This is a genomic window from Bradyrhizobium sp. Leo170, assembly GCF_004296405.1.
GTDB lineage: Bacteria > Pseudomonadota > Alphaproteobacteria > Rhizobiales > Xanthobacteraceae > Bradyrhizobium.
Genome location: NZ_PSRR01000942.1, coordinates 1 through 287, shown reverse-complemented (window position 1 = coordinate 287; position 287 = coordinate 1). Strand labels below are relative to the sequence as shown.

1 pseudogene is annotated in these 287 nt (G+C 61.7%); it reads right to left on the bottom strand.

Annotation, left to right across the window (positions count from 1 at the left end):
* Positions 1-287: pseudogene (locus tag CWO89_RS45445) on the bottom strand (IS630 family transposase); the annotation flags it as partial.

The following is a 287-nucleotide window of genomic DNA, read 5'->3' as shown; positions in this document are numbered from 1 at the left end:
TTCGACGCGGCGCCGGCGTTTTGAATGCGTCGCGATGATCTTTCCAGTGGCGACTTCGAGCGCCGCAAACAGTGTTGTCGTGCCATGCCGCTTGTAATCGTGGCTCTGGCCGGTCAAGGCGCTGCCATTGGGCAACTTCAGATAACCCTGCGCTCGCTCCAAGGCCTGGATCGAGGGCTTCTCGTCCACGCACAGCACAATGGCCTTCGCGGGCGGGGCGACATAGAGGCCGACAACATCGGCGGCTTTGGCCGTAAAGTTCGGGTCGTTGCTCTCACACCAGGACG